This window comes from Embleya sp. NBC_00896, from assembly GCF_045207785.1.
Taxonomy (GTDB): Bacteria; Actinomycetota; Actinomycetes; order Streptomycetales; family Streptomycetaceae; genus Embleya.
Genome location: NZ_CP108776.1, coordinates 6,166,425 through 6,181,704, shown reverse-complemented (window position 1 = coordinate 6,181,704; position 15,280 = coordinate 6,166,425). Strand labels below are relative to the sequence as shown.

Annotated in this window: 16 protein-coding genes and 1 pseudogene; 6 read left to right on the top strand and 11 right to left on the bottom strand. The window is 72.1% G+C overall.

The window, feature by feature from the left end; genetic code table 11:
* The first annotated feature begins 40 nt into the window (after positions 1-40).
* Positions 41-1,753 carry a GMC oxidoreductase gene (locus OG928_RS28030; protein ID WP_406288739.1) on the top strand — a complete coding sequence of 571 codons (1,713 nt, stop codon included), beginning with the start codon at positions 41-43 and terminating at the stop codon, positions 1,751-1,753.
* A gap of 113 nt (positions 1,754-1,866) precedes the next feature.
* Positions 1,867-2,733: an ADP-ribosylglycohydrolase family protein gene (locus tag OG928_RS28025; RefSeq protein ID WP_406288737.1), complete on the top strand. Its 867-nt coding sequence runs from the start codon at positions 1,867-1,869 to the stop codon at positions 2,731-2,733.
* Positions 2,734-2,856: 123 nt separating this feature from the next.
* On the opposite strand, the gene OG928_RS28020 is transcribed toward OG928_RS28025, so the two are convergent.
* Entirely contained in the window at positions 2,857-3,048 is a 192-nt protein-coding gene (locus OG928_RS28020; protein ID WP_406288736.1) for a DUF397 domain-containing protein, read from the bottom strand.
* On the bottom strand, positions 3,045-3,872 hold the full coding sequence (locus OG928_RS28015; RefSeq protein WP_406288735.1) for a Scr1 family TA system antitoxin-like transcriptional regulator: 828 nt from the start codon (positions 3,870-3,872) through the stop codon (positions 3,045-3,047). The genes OG928_RS28020 and OG928_RS28015 overlap by 4 nt, the downstream gene beginning before the upstream one ends.
* A 169-nt stretch (positions 3,873-4,041) precedes the next feature.
* On the opposite strand from OG928_RS28015, the gene OG928_RS28010 reads away from it, so the two are divergent.
* Together OG928_RS28010 and OG928_RS28005 are read left to right on the top strand one after the other, a co-directional pair.
* Positions 4,042-4,245, top strand: coding sequence for a hypothetical protein (locus OG928_RS28010; protein ID WP_406288733.1), 204 nt, complete (start codon positions 4,042-4,044; stop codon positions 4,243-4,245).
* 25 nt (positions 4,246-4,270) lie between these two features.
* On the top strand, positions 4,271-4,471 hold the full coding sequence (locus OG928_RS28005; RefSeq protein WP_406288732.1) for a hypothetical protein: 201 nt from the start codon (positions 4,271-4,273) through the stop codon (positions 4,469-4,471).
* 138 nt (positions 4,472-4,609) lie between these two features.
* Here the strand turns inward: OG928_RS28005 and OG928_RS28000 are convergent, their stop codons facing one another.
* The gene (locus tag OG928_RS28000) at positions 4,610-5,332 is read right to left on the bottom strand and encodes a VOC family protein (protein WP_406288730.1); all 723 of its coding nucleotides are present in this window, start codon (positions 5,330-5,332) and stop codon (positions 4,610-4,612) included.
* A 288-nt stretch (positions 5,333-5,620) separates the two neighbouring features.
* Between OG928_RS28000 and OG928_RS27995 the strand changes: the two genes are divergently transcribed.
* Positions 5,621-6,031 (top strand): hypothetical protein, encoded by a 411-nt coding sequence (locus tag OG928_RS27995; RefSeq protein ID WP_406288728.1) that lies wholly within the window; start codon positions 5,621-5,623, stop codon positions 6,029-6,031.
* A 22-nt stretch (positions 6,032-6,053) separates the two neighbouring features.
* On the opposite strand, the pseudogene OG928_RS27990 reads toward OG928_RS27995, so the two are convergent.
* The 3 genes and pseudogenes from OG928_RS27990 to OG928_RS27980 all read right to left on the bottom strand — a co-directional run.
* Positions 6,054-6,290, bottom strand: a pseudogene (locus tag OG928_RS27990) (LuxR C-terminal-related transcriptional regulator); the annotation flags it as partial.
* Positions 6,291-6,463: 173 nt separating this feature from the next.
* Complete coding sequence (locus OG928_RS27985; protein ID WP_406288727.1) at positions 6,464-6,874, bottom strand: VOC family protein; 411 nt, start codon at positions 6,872-6,874, stop codon at positions 6,464-6,466.
* Positions 6,875-7,057: 183 nt separating this feature from the next.
* Positions 7,058-7,729 carry a hemerythrin domain-containing protein gene (locus OG928_RS27980; protein ID WP_406288725.1) on the bottom strand — a complete coding sequence of 224 codons (672 nt, stop codon included), beginning with the start codon at positions 7,727-7,729 and terminating at the stop codon, positions 7,058-7,060.
* A 178-nt stretch (positions 7,730-7,907) separates the two neighbouring features.
* Between OG928_RS27980 and OG928_RS27975 the strand changes: the two genes are divergently transcribed.
* Positions 7,908-11,285, top strand: coding sequence for a BTAD domain-containing putative transcriptional regulator (locus OG928_RS27975; protein ID WP_406288723.1), 3,378 nt, complete (start codon positions 7,908-7,910; stop codon positions 11,283-11,285).
* Between the two features lie 10 nt (positions 11,286-11,295).
* On the opposite strand, the gene OG928_RS27970 is transcribed toward OG928_RS27975, so the two are convergent.
* From OG928_RS27970 to OG928_RS27950, 5 genes are all read right to left on the bottom strand, one after another.
* On the bottom strand, positions 11,296-11,853 hold the full coding sequence (locus tag OG928_RS27970; protein WP_406288721.1) for a CAP family protein: 558 nt from the start codon (positions 11,851-11,853) through the stop codon (positions 11,296-11,298).
* Positions 11,854-12,057: 204 nt separating this feature from the next.
* Positions 12,058-12,357: a DUF6506 family protein gene (locus OG928_RS27965; RefSeq protein WP_406288719.1), complete on the bottom strand. Its 300-nt coding sequence runs from the start codon at positions 12,355-12,357 to the stop codon at positions 12,058-12,060.
* Between the two features lie 97 nt (positions 12,358-12,454).
* Entirely contained in the window at positions 12,455-13,321 is an 867-nt protein-coding gene (locus tag OG928_RS27960) for a LysR family transcriptional regulator (RefSeq protein ID WP_406288717.1), read from the bottom strand.
* A gap of 9 nt (positions 13,322-13,330) precedes the next feature.
* Positions 13,331-13,588: a S26 family signal peptidase gene (locus OG928_RS27955; protein ID WP_406288715.1), complete on the bottom strand. Its 258-nt coding sequence runs from the start codon at positions 13,586-13,588 to the stop codon at positions 13,331-13,333.
* A 263-nt stretch (positions 13,589-13,851) separates the two neighbouring features.
* Positions 13,852-14,961, bottom strand: coding sequence for a glutamate--cysteine ligase (locus OG928_RS27950; RefSeq protein ID WP_406288713.1), 1,110 nt, complete (start codon positions 14,959-14,961; stop codon positions 13,852-13,854).
* Between the last annotated feature and the right edge of the window lie 319 nt (positions 14,962-15,280).

The window sequence follows — 15,280 nt, the reverse complement described above, 5'->3', positions numbered from 1 at the left end:
GTGACTCGCGATTCCTGCCCGCCCGGCGAAGGGTTGCCCCGTGTTCGACTACGACGTCCTGGTCATCGGTTCGGGGTTCGGCGGTTCGGTCGCGGCCTTGCGGCTGACCGAGAAGGGCTACCGGGTCGGCGTGCTGGAGGCGGGCCGACGGTTCGCCGACGCCGACCTCCCCAAGACCTCGTGGCAATTGCGCGACTTCCTGTGGGCGCCCGCGCTCGGCCTGACCGGCATTCAGCGCATCCACGTGCTCAAGGACGTCGTGGTGCTCGCGGGGGCCGGCGTGGGCGGCGGTTCGCTGAACTACGCGAACACCCTGTACGAGCCGCCGCAGCCGTTCTTCGACGACCCGCAGTGGGGCCACATCACCGACTGGCGCGCCGAACTCGCGCCGTTCTACGCCCAGGCCAAGCGGATGCTGGGGGTGGTGCAGAACCCGCACATGACCCCCGCCGACGAGCACATGAAGGCCGTCGCCGAGGACATGGGCGTGGGCGACACGTTCCACCTCGCACCGGTCGGCGTGCTCTTCCCCGAGGACGGGCAGCGGCCCGGCGAGGACGTGGCCGACCCGTTCTTCGGCGGCGTCGGACCACGCCGGACCACCTGTACCGAGTGCGGCTCGTGCATGACGGGGTGCCGGGTCGGGGCCAAGAACACGCTGCTCAAGAACTACCTCTACCTGGCCGAACAGGCCGGCGCCGTCGTGCACGCCGAGCACACCGTGCGCCGGGTCCGGCCGCTGGCCGCCGGCTACGCGGTCGAGACCGTGCGCAGCGGGCCCGCGACGGTTGCCCGGGCGCCGCGTACCTGGACCGCCGAGCACGTCGTGTTCGCCGCCGGCACGCTCGGCACCCAGCGGCTGCTGCATCGGATGGCGGGCGAACGTACGCTGCCGCGCCTGTCCCGCACGCTCGGCCGGCTGACCCGGACCAACTCCGAGGCGCTGGTCGGCGCGGTCGCCCCGACGGTGGGCGTGATCGACGCGACGCGCGGGGTGGCCATCACGTCGTCGTGGCATCCGGACGCGGACACCCACATCGAGCCGGTGCGATACGGCAAGGGTTCGAACGCGATGGGCCTGTTGCAGACACTGCTGACGGACGGCGATCGGCCGCGGGTACGCCAGCTCCTGAGCGCGCTGGTGCGGGACCCCGCCCTGCTGCGGCTGCTCAACGTCCGGAACTGGTCCGAGCGGGCGATCATCGCGCTGGTGATGCAGTCGCGCGACAACTCGCTGACGGTGTACCGCAAACGCGGCCTGTTCGGCCGCACCCGGATCACCACCCGCCAGGGACACGGCGAGCCGAACCCGAACTGGATCCCGGCCGGCAACGAGGCCGTCCGCCGGATCGCGACCCGCCTCGGCGGCGTGGCCGGCGGCTCGTGGGGCGACCTGGCCAACGTCCCGATGACCGCGCACATCCTGGGTGGTTGCGTGATCGGCGACTCGGCCGAGACCGGCGTGGTCGACCCGTACCAGCGGGTGTACGGCCACGCGGGCCTGCACGTCCTGGACGGCTCGGCGGTCAGCGCGAACCTGGGCGTGAACCCGTCGTTGACGATTACGGCCCAGGCGGAGCGGGCCACCGCGATGTGGCCGAACAAGGGCGAGGCGGACCTGCGGCCGGAGTTGGGCGGCGGGTACGAGCGGGTCCCGTACACCGCGCCGAACGCGCCGGTGGTCCCGGCGGACGCGCCGGCGGCGCTGCTGCTGCCGATCGTGTCGGTGCGGCAGGGTCCGCGCGAGGAGTGACGGCGGGCGGGTGCCGGGTGGGTCCCGGGCGGATGGTGGCAATTGCCTTGTTCGTACGGCCCGTTGCGGTACAGGATCGCCGGATGGGGATGACAACGCAGGATCGACACGACATGGCTCACGAGTCCCTGGCCGGCTTGTCCGTCGGGGACGCCTTCGGGAACGAGAACTTCACGCCGCGCACCGTGGTCGTGTTGCCGGGGGCGCCGGAAGGCGTTTGGCCGTGGACGGACGACACGCAGATGGCGTGTTCGCTGGTTGAGGTGTTGGTGCGACACGGACGGGTGGAACAGGCGGAGCTGGCCCGGGCGTTCGCCGCGCGTGGGGAGCGGTTCCGGGACTACGGCAGGGGCGCGTTACGGTTCATGGAGGCGATTCGTCGGGGCGGCGACTGGCGCGAGGCCAGTGTGGGCCTGTTCGACGGGATCGGGTCCTGGGGCAACGGCGGCGCGATGCGGGTGACCCCGCTGGGCGCGTGGTTCGCCGACGACCTGGACCGCGCGGCGACCGAGGCCGCGGCGTCGGCCGAGGTGACACACGCCCACCCCGAGGGCATCGCGGGCGGGATCGCCGCGGGAGTGGCCGCGGCGTGGGCGGCGGGGCGGCGCGGTCGGGTGGTCGAGGATCCGGCCGAGGTGCTGGAGATCGTGCTCGGGTACGTGCCGGACGACGCGCCGCTGGTGCGCATGGGCATCGACCGGGCCCGCGGGCTGCTCGGGGCGAACGCCGGCCATGCCGCGCGAACGCTGGGCAACGGCACCCGGATCAGCGCCCAGGACACCGTGCCGTTCGCGCTGTGGGTGGTCGCGACACACTTCGCCGACTACGAGACGGCGGTCCGCACGTGCGTGAACGCCGGGGGCGACCAGGACACGATGGCGGCGATCGTCGGCGGCATCCTGGCCGCGCACCACGGCACCTCCTGCATACCGACGCAGTGGCTCGCACGGCGCGAGCCGCTGCCGGATTGGCTGCCGTAGTCCCGCTGGGCGGCCCGGAACACGTGAACGCGCGTTCCGGGCCGCCCGGTTGGGTCCTGACTAAGGGTCAGGCGTTGGTCGGGCTGGGGTGGCCTCAAGCGCCGGCCGGGCTGAATGGGGCTGTCAGGCGTGCTTGATGGCGCCGATCAGGGTGGACCAGGCGGCGGGGTGCAGTTCCAAGTGGCCACGGGCCGGGTCCTTGGAGTCGCGGACGCCGACCGAACTCGCGATCGGAGCCGTCTCGACGCACTGGTTCTCGACAGCGCTGTAGGACGACTTGCGCCACTGGGGAACGGGGCGTACGGCTTTGATCATGTGCTCTCCAGGATAGAGCGGATCATCTCGATGGAATCGGTCGGTGGCAACGCCTCTGCTCGCAGTCGATCGTACCGACGCTTCGCAGAAGTAACCGTGACGGGATCGGAGATGACTAGTCCCTCCACGAACGCCTCGACGTACACGAAGTCGTCGCCCTCGGCGAAAGTCAGGATGCTGACCGGGCCGTCGAGCATGGCGTGAAACCCCCGACTGAACGGGAGCACCTGAATGGTCACGTGCGGCAGCTCACTGAGTTCGATGACGTGAGCAAACTGGCGGCGCATCACATCAGAGTTCCTGGGAGCACGACGAAGGGCCGCCTCGTCGAGGATCTCCCAGACCTCGGGCGGATCTTCCTTGTAGAACAACTGCTTACGACCCATGCGCGCCTCAATGGTGGCTTCCATGCGCTCTTTCGATGCGAAAGGCTGAAACGCTTCGAACTGAGCCCGGAAGTAGTCCTCCGTCTGTAGTAGACCCGGAATCGCCTGGACGGCGTACCCGCAGATGGTCCGAGCCTGCGCCTCGGTCAGCAGGAACTTGCGCAGCCAGTCGGAGAGCGGCGATCGCACCATCTCCTCGCGCAGGCTGACCAACGTTCCCCGCGCCAGCAGGACCTCGTCGACGACGGCGACCAAATCTCGGGGCGGTACACGTGTTGCGGCCTCGATCGCGCTCAAGTGCTGATACGAGACATGGACCTGCTCCGCAAGGGTCTCCTGGGTCAAACCCGACTCCTCCCGCAAGCGCCGGATCTCGCGTCCCAGATGTGCGTGGATCCACGACGGTGGCTGCGGTTCGGACTCGCGACGTTGTGCCACAACGCCTCCCGTTCACGAAAGCTGCTGGAGAATTTTCTCCCGGTCCCTCCTCGACTCTTCGCCAATGCCAACTGGCGAGAATCAGCCCGTAGCCAACCGTAATCACTCGGACGTTGACTGGTGGCAAGACCAGACAACTTAGGCCGATCGAGCCATTCGGGAGCACGGCATGGCAGACGCGAAGACACCGGAAAACCTCAGGGCGCAGCAATTGCGCGGCCGGATCGGCAAGGACGAACTATCCGGCCGGCACGGCGAGTTGATGGACATCATCAACGGCAACGCGTTCCTGCGTCCGCCCATGGGCGGGATCGAATGGGAGACCCCGTTGACCCGCGTGACGTTTCCGGCCGACGACCGTCGCCCGTCTTGACCGAGAGACCGGAAAGGACGACGACATGAGAAATCCGGCCTCCGTCGAGGAAGGCGACTTCGTGCGCACGTTCGATGCGACCGGCAGACGTTTGGGCTCGGGCTACGTCATCGCCCGCACCCGAGCCGCCGACGGCAGCCCCGAGGTCACCGTGCTCCCCCGCTGGGGCGACCCGTGGACGCTGCCGATCACCCAGGTCCGACCCGCCGAACCGCCCCCCGACTGAACGGCTTTGCACGTCGGCCTCGTGACATCGGCCGTCGGGGATCGCTGCGTACCCGGCCGACGCCGGGTCGCGTCCGCAGACTGGATCAGCGAACTCGGACTTCGGGTACGACGAGCCACCAACACCGAAGACCGCGGCTTATCGGGGGGTCAGCACACAGAACTCGTGACCGTCGGGGTCGGCCATCACCACCCAGTCGACGTCCCCTTGGCCGATGTCGATGCGCGTCGCCCCGAGGGAGACGAGCCGGTCGACCTCCGCCTGCTGGTCGCTGCCGGCAGGTGGAGCGAGGTCGAAGTGCAACCGTTCCTTCCCCGCCTTGGGCATCAGGGGCGGACCACCCCACGTGACCTTCGGACCGCCGTGCGGTGAGCGGATCGCGGTCTCCTGGTCCCGGTCCCAGACCAACGGCCAGCCCAGCGCTCGGCTCCAGAAGTACCCGGCCTCCTGCGAACCATCGCCCGCCAGCGCTCCGATGAATCCGCACTCGGCGAGGAAGCTGTTGCCCGGCTCGATGACACAGAACTCATTGCCCTCCGGGTCGGCGAGCACCACATGCCCCTCCTCCGGGCGTTGACCGATGTCGATGTGCCGGGCGCCGAGTTCGAGCGCCCTCTCCACCACCTGCTTCTGGTCGTCGAGGGACGTGCTCGTCAGATCGAAGTGCATGTGGTTCCGGCCTGTCCTCCGCGACTGGGTCAGGAGGAAGCGGAGCCGGAACCCGGTGTCATCGCTGGGCAGCAGCGTGATGCCGTCGGAGGAGTCTTCGGACGTCTCCCAGCAGAGAAAGTCCGCCCAGAAGCGCGCGAGACGGAGCGGGTCGTGCGCATCGAAGCAGAGCGCGTGCAGGTGAGAAGTCATCCGTAGGTCTCCCGGTAGGGGCAGGCGGGTCGTGCTGGAGCCTGCCCAGCCGGTGCCACCCGGTCAACGGATTAACGCCCCGCGCTACGGCGCGACCGACCGCGCCCGTCCCCCTCACACCCGCGTGAGGGGGATGGGCGTGTGGACACGCCGCCCGGACCCGGATGTATCGCCGAGGTATCCGCTCGTGAACACCCCACGCCGGCTCCCGCGAGAGGCGTTTCTACTCGGATGGAGTCGAGTACCTGCGCTCTGATGGGCATTCGGGTGAGCGGGAACACTGGGGCCATGCGCACAGGACTGCGGAAACCTGTTCTCCAACTGTTGGCGACCCTGGTGCCGGCTGCGGTGGCGATGGCGTTGTGGGCTGCCTGGCTGGGCTGGGACCAGCAACGTGACGTGTACCCCGACGGGTCGACGACCGGCCCCTACGAGGCATGGCAGGTGATCGGACTCGGGCTGACTCTGCCGGCGCCGGTGTACTGGGCGGCTTCCCGGGGGCACGTCGCGGCCGCAACGCTCGGCACCACCACCGGGCTGACCGTCGCCGCCTACTACGACTGGTCGGACGACTCGAGCGGGCTCTTCGTGATCGGCGTGGGCATGGTCATGATCGGGAGCCTGTTCGTGACCAGCCTCCTTTCGATCTTGTTTGCCTCCTCGAAACGGAAGGCCGGAGCCCGCCGGCCGCGGCACTGATCCTTCGCAGCCGCGCTCGACCTCATCCGCCTCGACGCATGGTGGAACGGCCGCCCGGTGGGGGCGATGTCGTCGGGTCGAGCGCGGTACCGGCATGGCGGCGGAGGTGGGCCAGGACGGCGCGGACGCGGCGGTGGCCGCTGTCGCCGACCGACGGGCCGAGTTTGAGGAAGACGTTGCCGATGTGTTCGTGGACGGCGTTGTCGGTGATGACGAGCCGTTGGGCGATGGTCGCGTTGTCGTGGCCCTCGGCCATCAGCGCGACCGGTGACCACCTGCGTCACGAGCCACACAAGGTCGCGGCGGGCGGCGCGGGGAGGCGGCTCGACCGGCTGTCCTCCGCGCGAGGCCGAGCCCGGCCCGACGGCCGGGACCGACCGCCGCCCGGTCCGTGGCCCCGCAGGCCCGTGCCTTCCGCGGGGCGAGGGACGGCTATTCGCCGCCGAGCTCTTCGAACAGCGTGAGTTGCAGGCCCGCGGGCGCGTCGAGCCGTGCGTTCGCGGAGTTCCAGGGTGTGCGGGTGGGCTCGGCGATGACCCGGGCGCCGGCGGCTTCCAGCCGGCGCGTGGCGCCCTCCGCGTCGGTGACCTGGAAGGCCACGCGGATGTGGCCGGCGACGCCCGTGCGGCCGACTTCGACCTCGTCGATGTACGAGGCGTGCGGCGGATCGGCGATCTCCAGGGTCGCCCGCCCGGCCTCCAGAATCGTCACCCGCCCGCCCGGCGAGGACAAGGCGCCCCGCTCCGGCAGACCGAGGGCGTCTCGGTAGAAGGCGATGGCCGCGTCGTAGTCCTTCGCGGTGACCACGATACGAAGTTCCGCGACCTGGGGCGTGTCGGCCACGTCGACCTCCAAAGCGGGTGGGCGTACACGACGCACAACTGCGCACGCGCCGACGATCATACGCAGCCGCGAGCAGCCGGGCGGCTCCGTCGTCGGGTACGCGGCGACCCCGGAGGTTGCGTCCGCGGCAGAGCGCGTACGGGGGCGGGAGGTCGAGGACGGGCCACAAGCCGGCGCCACAAGTCAGCCGCGGACGCGGCGGATCATGCGGGCGTACATCGGGCGGCCGAGGAGTCGCCACGCGATCCGGCCCTGGAGCGGGAGACCGGCGAAGATCGTCGCTCGCTCGTCGGCGTCGGCCTCCTCCAGGACGACGCCAAGCAGCATCAAGAGCGTGGGCTTGTCGGGCGTGCTCTCCACGAAGTGGTCGCCGAGCTTCTGCCACTCCTCGGCGGTCAACAGCCGTGCGGCGAGCGGCAGCAGCTCGGCCTCCTCGTCGTCGAGGTGCTCGATCAGGGCCGCGCGGTGCTCGACGAGCGCGGCCACCAGGGCGTCCCGCTCCGCGACGCCCGCGGCCTTCGCCCACGCCGCGACGCCCGCCTCGGCGGCGGCGAGACTGCCCGCGACCCGCTCGTGCTGCGCCTCCATCCGCAGCACGATCTCGGCCTCCAGGTCGACCCGGCTCAGCAGCGGCGGCCACAGCAGCTCGTCCTCGCCGTGGTGGTGGCCGTCCAGGCCGGTCCGGTACAGGGCGAAGTGTTCGGCGAGGACCTTGGCGCGGGCGGTGTCGCCCGGCTCGACCGCGGCGATCAGCTCGGCCAGCAGCCGCGACTCGCGGCGGAGGCCGCGGTGAACGACCACCATCCCGTGGGTGTCGATCGCGGCCGGCGTGGTGGGGGTGTGCGAGGCGGTCATGTTCCCGGTCCCTTCCGAAGGCCCCCGACTCTCTGCGTCGCCGGGCATGTACAGAGCTTGGACCGGGCGTCTTGGAGGAATCCTGGAAGCAACATGGAGCCCGCGAGCGGCCGTGGACCGCATCCTCCAAGGGGCCGCCCCGACACCGCGCGGACCGGCTACTACGCTGGCGGGCGACATGGTGTACCTACGCGTGCTCGGTTCGTTCGAGGCCGATGTGAACGACGTGACCGTCCCCCTGGGCGGCCCGCGTCAGCGTGCCGTGCTCGCTCTCCTGGTGGCCGCCCGAGGCCGGGTCGTGTCCGTCGACCGGATGATCGAGGACCTGTGGCGCGGGGAGCCGCCCGCGCAGGCCGTCACCTCGCTCCAGGCGTACGTGTCGAACCTGCGCCGCCTGCTCGAACCGGGTCGGCCGCGCCGGACGCCGGCCACGATCCTGGTCAGCGCGTCGCCCGGATACGCCCTGCGGCTGCCCGACGAGGCCGTGGACGCCTGGCGCTTCGAAGGGCTCTTCCAGGCCGCGCGGGATCGGGCCGGCGCCGATCCGGCCGAGGCCAGGGCGCAGGTCGCGCAGGCGCTGGCGCTGTGGCGGGGACCGGCCTTCGCCGCCGCCGCGGACGAGCCGTGGGCCTTCGCCGAGGCCGCGCGGCTCGATGAACTGCACCTGACCGCCCGCGAGTTCCACATCACCGCGGGACTCCGCTGCGGCGACACCCCGGGTGCCGCGGCCGACGCCGAGCGGCTCACCCGGGACGCGCCGCTGCGCGAGGAGGGGTGGCGACTGCACGCCCTCGCGCTGTGGGCCGGGAATCGACAGGCCGACGCGCTCGGCACGCTGCGGCGCGCCCGCGCCGTGCTGGCCGCGGATGTCGGCCTGGATCCGGGGCCCGCGCTGACCGAGGTCGAGGAGGCGATCCTGGCGCAGCGGATGGACGTGCTGTGGGCCGCGACCCGCTCGCCGGTCACCGCCGTCGCGCCGGCGCCCGCCGCCATGCCCGCCCCCGCGCCCGCCCCGGTCGCGGTCGCCATCGCGGCCCCGCCGATCGCGGACCTGTTCGTCGGTCGCGACGCCGAACTCGCCACGCTCACCGCCACCGCCGGCGAGATCGCCGCGGGCGGCATCCGGATCGCGCTGGTGACCGGCGAGGCGGGCCTGGGCAAGTCCGCGCTGCTGACCCGACTCGGTGCCGAACTCGACCGGGCCGGCCTGCTCGTGGTCACCGGCCGCTGCCCCGAAGCCGACGGCGCACCGCCCGCGTGGGCCTGGGTGGAGGCGCTGCGCGCGGTGGCCGCCGTCGTACCGCCGCCGGCCGAATCGGCCGCCGCGCTCGCGCCGCTGCTGGACGACGACGCGGCCGGCGGGAGCGAACAGGACACCTCCGAGGGGCGGTTCCGGCTGCACCGGGCGGTGTGGTCCTGGCTCGGCGCGGCCGCCCGGCACCGGCCGCTGGCGATTCTGCTCGACGATCTGCACCGGGCCGACGCCGAGACGCTGGCCCTGCTCGCGTCCGGTGCCGACGGCGAACTGCCGGGCCCACCCCTGCTGGTGGTCGCCGCCTACCGCCCCGACGACGTGGACGGCCGGCTCACCGAGACGCTGGCCGGCCTCGCCCGCAGGTCCCCCGTGCGGCTGGGCCTGACCGGGCTGCCGGCGTCCGCCGTGGCCCGGCTCGTGGCCGCCGTGTCCGAGACCCCGGTCGACGCCACGACCATGGCGGCGCTCGCCGAGCGCACCGGTGGCAATCCGTTCTACGTCCGCGAGAGCGCGCGCCTGCTGGACAGCGAAGGCGCCCTCGTCGCGCTGTCCGAGGTACCCGAGGGCGTGCGCGACGTGTTGCGCCGCCGGCTCGCCCGGCTGCCGGAGCCCGCCGTCGCGGTGCTGCGCCTGGCGGCGGTCGCGGGCCGCGAGGTGGAGGTGGACGTGCTCGTGGACGCCGCCGAGGTGGACGAGGTCGGCGTACTCGACGCGTTGGACGCCGGCCTGATCGCCGGTCTCCTCACCGAACCGGCGCCCGGCCGCGTGCGGTTCGTGCACGCACTCGTGCGGGACACGATGTGCGCGGACCTGAGCGGGCTGCGCCGGACCCGGATGCACGTCCGGCTCGCCGCCGCGCTGGAACGGCTCGGTATCGGCGACGTCTCGGCGCTGGCCTACCACTACAGCCGGGCCGCGACCGCGGCGACGGCCGTCCGGGCGGTCGAGATGTGCGTGCGCGCGACCGAGCTCGCCGAGCGGCGCTTCGCCCACGGCACCGCCGTCGACCTGCTCACCCGCGCGCTGGAGTGCGCGGCCCGGATCCCCGCCGACGCCCCGGGCGACCGCGACGCCGAACGCGCGGACCTGTACGGCCGGTTGCTGCGCGCCCACCTTCGCGCCGGCGACGTCGGCGCCGCGCGGGCCGTCCGGCAACAGGCGCTGGACGCCGCCGAGGCCGCGCGGCGCGACGACCTGGCGATCGCCGCCTTCACCGCGTGGACGGTGCCGACGCCGTGGCAGGGCCGCCCGTACGGGACGGTGGACGAGGTCGTCGTGGCCGCCCTGGTCCGGCTCCTGGCCCGGCCCGACCTCGACCCGGCGACCCGTGGTCGGCTGCTCCAGGTGTACGCGACCGAGATCTCCGGTGAGGCCGCCGACGGCACCGCCGACCCGCGCGCCCTCGCCGAGGAGGCCGACGCGCTCGCCGCCGGTGTCGGCGACCCCGAACTGCGCGCGCTCACGCTCGCCGCACTGACCGGGAATCTGGCCACCGCGCCCCAAGCGGACGCGCGCGCGGTGGCGGCCGCGGAGCTGGTCCGGATCGCCGACGAGCACGACCTGCCGGCGTACCGCTGGTACGGCCGGTTCAGCCTCGCGACGGCCGCGGCCGATCGGAGCGATCCGGAGACGGTTCGTCGGCTGGTGGCCGAGAGTGTGGAGATCGCGGACACCTATCGGATGCCCGAGGCGATCGGCGTCGGCGGCTGCGCGCTCGCGGTTCTGGCGCACATCGAGGGTCGCTGGGACGACGCCGAACACGCCTATGTCGAGGCCACCGCGCCGATGATCGCGCAGGGTTCGCCGCACGCGGTCGGGCTGCGCTGGATCGGTATCTCGACGATTCGGCTCAGCCAGGGGCGGATCGGCGAGCTCGCCCCCGAGGCCGCGGGCGTCCTTGCGGCCTACGGTCCGTTCCTGGCCGACCTGTTGGCGCTCGCGCTGGCCGCCGACGGTCGGATCGAGGAGGCTCGTCGCACGCGGGCGTCGATCATGCCGATCCCGCCGGACTTCTTCCAGACCCCGATGTCGATGTTCCGTGCGGCGGCCGTGGTCGCGCTGGGCGAACGCGACGAGGCGGCGGCCCTGTACCCGACCCTGCTCCCGTTGCGCGACGCGTCCCCCACGTGCGCGGGCCTGTCCCTGGCCATCCGCCCGCCGGCGCACACCCTGGGCGAGCTCGCCCGCTTCCTGGGCCACGAGGCGGAAGCCACCACCCACTTCGCCCTCGCGGCCGACATCGCCGACACCTGGGGCGCGAAGCGATGGGCGGCCGACGCGCGGGCGATGGTGGACGGTTAGGCACCCGGGATCAGCGCTTGGGCAATACGTTCTGTGGGAATCGGCCCAGCACGTTCCCGGGGCTCTGCCAGTTGACGACGATGTAGTTCTCGTACCACTTCGACCCCTTGCCCGTGGCGCGGGCGGCGCCGATCCGCCTGCTGCCCTTCCAGACGAGCTGGGTGAAGTTCGAGGCCGCCGGGTCGTAGTCGGCGTTCGGGAAGTCGTACGACTTCCCCTCGTCGTACCAGGCCTTGACGGCTCGTTGCGCCGGCATCCGCTCCGCCTGGCTGCTGCCGCCCCAGTAGAGCGTCTCGCCCTTGCCGCGATCCAGGCCGCGGTGGCCCTCTTCGAGCGCCTCGTACGTCGAGACCACGTTGGCCCGGCTCTTGGCGTAGGTGGTCAGCGTCGGGTCCAGGGTCACGGCCGGTGCGCCGTGCCGGGACCGGTACGTGTTGATCGCGGTCAGCATCTCGTGGAGGAAGGCGTCGTCCGTGGTGTCCGGCATGGCCGGCCGGGCATACGCCGGGGCCGCCGCCGTCACCACCAACAACGCCGCCGCGACCACAACTCCGAGCCTCTTCGGCACACTTGCCCCTCTCGCACGGGCCGCCGAGTACGGCCGCAGGCCCAGCATGGAGCCGTCCACCGGACTGAACGGTTGCTTTCCCTTCGGTTCACCCGTCCGGCCCAAGCAAGCCGGTCCGCCGCGCGGCGGGCCGGTGGGATCAGTGCTCGCCGGGACTCCTCGGCGGGGCGGTCGACGACAACCCGGCAACCGGCCGGCCCACCGTCACGCGAAGATCGCATGCACCCGGCTCACGGCCTCCGGGCCGTACCCCACCGCGCCGACCGGGACCGCGTCCCCGATCGCCTCGATCACCCGCGCGGTCCCGACCGGCCCGAACCCACCGCAGAGTTCGATCAGTTGCACGCCGTCCTCGACCATCCGCCGCGCCGCCGCCACCGCCTGATCCGGCGTGGCCGCGCCGACCAGGACGGTCCGGCAGGCGCCGGTGTCCACGATCGAGGTGTCGCGGTCGGGGTCCGCGTCGGTCGCGGTGTAGATGAAGCCCCAATGCACAAGCGCCATGTGAACACACTCCCGGTGTACGCCCGGCCGCCGACCGTCGGCCGCCGGGAGTGGTCAGCCAACCCCGGCCCGGCCCGTCGCGTCCACGAGGCCCCGACTATCGGACCGGAGGCAGCGCCTCACGCACCAGGTCACGCACGGAATCCACGACCGAATCCCGATACGCCACCACGTGCCGCAGCCGCGGCGCCCCGGCGGCGAGCGGGATCCAGACCAGCCCGTCGCCGACCGCCCACGCGGGACGCAGCGCCACGACGTCCCCGCCGTGGCGTAGTTCCCCCGTGAACAGCGCCTCACGGGGCGGCCCTTCGCGAACCCGGACCGGGTCCCAGCCGGCCGCGCGGCAGACCCGCAACACCTCGTCGTGGTAACCCGGCGCGAGCGCGCGGTCGAACCAGAGCAGGTCCTGTCCCGCCAGCTCCGCCCAGGTGAGCACGGCGCGCTCGGCGAGCACATGCGTCGTGGCCAGCAGGACCCCCAGCGGCGCGTCGCCGACCGGCCACGACTCCAGGCCCGCGAGATCGACCGGGAGCACCGCCACGCCCACGTCGAGGCCACCGCCGCGCAACAGCGCCGGCTGGTCCGCGGTCGGGGCGTCGACCACCTCGATCCGCACGTCGACCCGCCGCGCCGCCGCCCACAGCCGGGGCACGAGATCCGGCGGCGCACCGGGCGTCACCGCGATCCGCACCGGCCGGTCCGCGCCCGCGACCTCGCGCACGACGCGCACCGCGTCCTCGGCCGCCGCAAGCAGCGATACGGCTCGCGGCAGCAGCGCCCGCCCGGCCGCCGTGGGGATCATCCCGCCCGGCGTCCGACGGAACAGCGGGATGCCCAGGTCGCGTTCGAGCGCGATGATCTGCTGACTCAGCGAGGGCCCACGGATCCCGAGCCGCTCGGCCGCCCGGGTGAGGTGCTCCTCCTCGGCAACGGCCCGAAAGTACCGCAACTGGCGCAGTTCCACCCCGCCACCCTACGATCCCCCGCCCGCGACCGGCCCACCGGCGGGTCGCACCGCGCGCAGATACCGGACGACGCGTCCCAGGACCCGGTCGGCGGGGACGCAGCCGAAATGGCGGGAGTCCAGGCTCCACGCGGCGTTGTCGCCGAGCAGCAGCAGGGTGCCCGCAGGCACGGCAGCGCGGTCCTGCACCTCGTCACCGTGCTGGGGATCGAACTGCTGCGAGCCGAGCCGGCCACCGCGTGACGGGAGACCAGCGCTTGAGGACACCCGGAACCGGGCCAACTCCCCCACAACCAACCCAACTCCAGCCCGCCCCGGCCAACCCCAGCCCGTCCGGCGCTTGAGGACACCCGGAACCGGGCGCGCCAACTCCCCCCACAACCAAGCCAACTCCAGCCCATCCGGGCCAAACTCAGCCCGTCCGGCGTTTGAGGACACCTGGGACGGCGCCACCCCGGCCCGTCCGGGCCGATCCCAGCCCGTCCGGCGCTTGAGGACATCCGGGACGGCGCCACCCCCACCCCCCGCGACTACGTCGCGATGGTGTCCGAGATCAGCAGGTCCATGACCCCCGGCAACCCACCCGCGACAAATGCCTCACGCTGACGATCCGCCCCCGTCCCCTGCAGTATCAACCGGTCCACCAGCCCGAAGACCTGAGCCGTGTCCCCCAACTCATCAAGCACCGGGGTCACATGCTCAAGCAACTCACAGACCAGGTCACCCGCCTTGATCCGCCGCGCGGCCCCGCCCGGTCCCACCGGCCCGAACAGGTCCCCGTCCAGACCGTCCCGCGCCGCCAGCCAGCAGGCCGCGCGCAGCAGTTCCTGATCGGGCGCCGCGTACGGGGTCTTGTCGTCGTGGCCCCGGAGCGCGGTGACCACCAACGCCCGGATCAGCCCCGCGATCATCACCGCGTCGTCCGCCCGCAACTGCACGTCGGGACAACGGATCTCGATGGTCGGAAAGCGCTCGGACAGCCGCACCTGCCAGTACACCTGCCCGCGATCGAGCATCACCCCGACCGCCAGGAGCGCGTCTATCCGCCGCTCGTACTCCTCCAGGTCCGTGAACACCGGCGGCTGCCCCTCGACCGGCCAGCGGGCGTAGTGGATCGTGCGCCAACTGGCGAACCCGGTGTCGCGCCCCTGCCAGATCGGCGAGTTCGCGCCCATCGCGACCAGCACCGGCAGCCACGGCCGGATCCGGTTGACGATCTGCACGCCCGTCTCCCGATCCGGCACCGCCACATGCACGTGCATGCCGTGGATCAACTGGACGTCCGCCAGACGCCGCGCGTTGGCCCGGATCGCGAGGTAGCGCGGGTGCTCGGCGATCTCCATCATCGAGCCGTCACTGACCGGCGCCGTCCCGCACGCGACCATCCGGCAGCCGATCCGCTCGGCCGCCGCCGACAGTTCGTGCCGCATCCGGTAGAGGTGTCCGCCGATCTCGTCGAGCGACGAGCACACCGGCGTCGCGACCTCCAGTTGCGCCTTCAGTAATTCGGGCTGCACGTCGCCGACGTCGAGTCCGGGCCGCAGCCTGGCCTCGGCCCGGACCCGTTCGGCCTCCGGAACCGGAAGGCCGCTGACCGGGTCCACGAGCAGGTACTCCTCCTCGACACCCAGGGTGGTCATCACCGATCCGTCCTTTCGAGCGGGCGAACCCGCCGGGCAGGGCCTCCACCTCGAAGTGACCGTCCGTGATCGGCACACGCAACGACCCCGTGCCCCAATACCCCGTAACCTCGCGAATGACCCCGACCCACAAGGCGCGGCAACGCGATCCACGGCGTGTTCGATCGGTATCGACCAAGATCCGGACAGCCTGTATTACTCAGGAGGACTCGATCGGTTGTACCCGTAATCACTGCGACTCGACACGTATGGCCCAGTCGGCCGGGGCCGGCGCACCCGATGTCCGGACGCTGTGATGGGGTGGATCCCGGTAACCGAA

Excerpts from the sequence above, each read along its gene's own strand:
- OG928_RS28025 (WP_406288737.1), top strand. The coding sequence starts at position 1,867 with ATGGCTCACGAGTCCCTGGCCGGCTTGTCCGTCGGGGACGCCTTCGGG.
- OG928_RS28020 (WP_406288736.1), bottom strand. The coding sequence starts at position 3,048 with ATGATCAAAGCCGTACGCCCCGTTCCCCAGTGGCGCAAGTCGTCCTAC.
- OG928_RS28010 (WP_406288733.1), top strand. The coding sequence starts at position 4,042 with ATGGCAGACGCGAAGACACCGGAAAACCTCAGGGCGCAGCAATTGCGC.
- OG928_RS28005 (WP_406288732.1), top strand. The coding sequence starts at position 4,271 with ATGAGAAATCCGGCCTCCGTCGAGGAAGGCGACTTCGTGCGCACGTTC.
- OG928_RS28000 (WP_406288730.1), bottom strand. The coding sequence starts at position 5,332 with ATGACTTCTCACCTGCACGCGCTCTGCTTCGATGCGCACGACCCGCTC.
- OG928_RS27995 (WP_406288728.1), top strand. The coding sequence starts at position 5,621 with ATGCGCACAGGACTGCGGAAACCTGTTCTCCAACTGTTGGCGACCCTG.
- OG928_RS27980 (WP_406288725.1), bottom strand. The coding sequence starts at position 7,729 with ATGACCGCCTCGCACACCCCCACCACGCCGGCCGCGATCGACACCCAC.
- OG928_RS27975 (WP_406288723.1), top strand. The coding sequence starts at position 7,908 with ATGGTGTACCTACGCGTGCTCGGTTCGTTCGAGGCCGATGTGAACGAC.
- OG928_RS27965 (WP_406288719.1), bottom strand. The coding sequence starts at position 12,357 with ATGGCGCTTGTGCATTGGGGCTTCATCTACACCGCGACCGACGCGGAC.
- OG928_RS27950 (WP_406288713.1), bottom strand. The coding sequence starts at position 14,961 with ATGACCACCCTGGGTGTCGAGGAGGAGTACCTGCTCGTGGACCCGGTC.